This is a genomic window from Neisseria sp. SLRRB23, assembly GCF_050896295.1.
GTDB lineage: Bacteria > Pseudomonadota > Gammaproteobacteria > Burkholderiales > Neisseriaceae > Neisseria.
The window spans coordinates 1-1,181 of the sequence record NZ_JBPBFH010000072.1 but is presented as its reverse complement, the minus strand read 5'-3'; the positions used below and the strand labels follow the sequence as shown (position 1 = coordinate 1,181).

Annotated in this window: 2 protein-coding genes and 1 pseudogene; 1 reads left to right on the top strand and 2 read right to left on the bottom strand. The window is 43.9% G+C overall.

All coding sequences use genetic code 11. The features are described 5' to 3' along the window. Nucleotides 1–624: ATP-binding protein (locus ACRPFF_RS11070; protein ID WP_432674661.1), on the bottom strand; the 624-nt coding region annotated here is incomplete at its 3' end. Nucleotides 625–637: 13 nt separating this feature from the next. Further along, nucleotides 638–1,009, bottom strand: a complete 372-nt coding sequence (locus ACRPFF_RS11065) for a DNA cytosine methyltransferase (RefSeq protein ID WP_012503918.1) — start codon at nucleotides 1,007–1,009, stop codon at nucleotides 638–640. A 37-nt stretch (nucleotides 1,010–1,046) separates the two neighbouring features. Between ACRPFF_RS11065 and ACRPFF_RS11060 the strand changes: the two are divergent. Continuing rightward, nucleotides 1,047–1,181 (top strand): annotated as a pseudogene (locus ACRPFF_RS11060) (ATP-binding cassette domain-containing protein); the annotation flags it as partial.

Genomic DNA, 1,181 nt, shown 5'->3' with positions numbered 1-1,181 from the left:
GGAGATGTGTATAAAGAGACAGCATCCGTACTCCGTACATGGCTGATGGCCGTGCTGATACTTGCCAGCGGCAGTATTTTTCAGACAGCATCGGCAGCCGTCGTCCATGTTTCCCCGCAAGACAATCTTGCCGAAATCGGTTAAAGTTATAGTTGTTCCGTTTTCGGTATTGGGTTTAACAGACTCTTTCTGAAACTCCGGTTGATAAATACGCTCACTTTTTTTAATCTCTGCATAATCCAAAGTAAAAGTAACCCGTTCGTTTCCTTGGATAGTAGAGATTTCGATTTTGTTGCCAAGCCTGAATAATGCCAATTTACCAAGACCTTTTTTACCCGTTGGAATTCTTCCGCACGGGGAGGCTTGTTTTTCTTCCCTTCTGTTCCGACCGATTCTCAAATAAAAATCATTGATTTCATCGAAGCTCATTCCTATGCCATTATCTTTAATAACGATTTTATGCTCCGGTTTATCGAATAACCTAACTTCCACTTCCGTAGCACATGCATCGTAGGCATTCGCTATCAACTCGGCAATCGCAGGAACAGTGTGCGAATACATCTTTACACCCAAATGTTCGATTACGGTTGGCTCGAAACTCATTTTCAATTTTTCTTCAGACATGTTTTCTCCTTTTCTAACATTCGATATTATCAACAATTGCCCTGCCTATTTTTTCCGCATACATCGGAGGAACGGCATTACCAATCAAACGGGCTATCTTGTCCCTACTGCCCGCTTTAAAGACATAGTTACGAGGGAACGATTGCAATGTTGCACCTTCTCGCAGGGATAACGCCCTATCTTCTTCAGGATGGGCAAACCGCCCGTTGGAAATGCTAAAGAATTTGGTCGTTATGGTAGGTGCGGGCTTATCCCACCATAGCCTACCGAACGTGTCTTTAAAACTATTGTCTTTTCCGATAAAACATTCCAGCTGTAATTCGGGAATATGCGCAAAAGCCAAACGGTTTCCTCCGTTTTTAGGTATCAAAGCCAATCGTTTCAAATTGATATCGGATAATCCCGCACAACTATGCCTGTCTAGCAAAATTGCAGGTCAATTGTCGGGCGGTGAACGTGGCCGTCTGCACTTGGCAAAAACCTTGTTGAGCGGCGGCAATGTGTTGCTGCTGGACGAACCGTCTAACGACCTTGATGTAGAAACCCCTGTCTCTTAT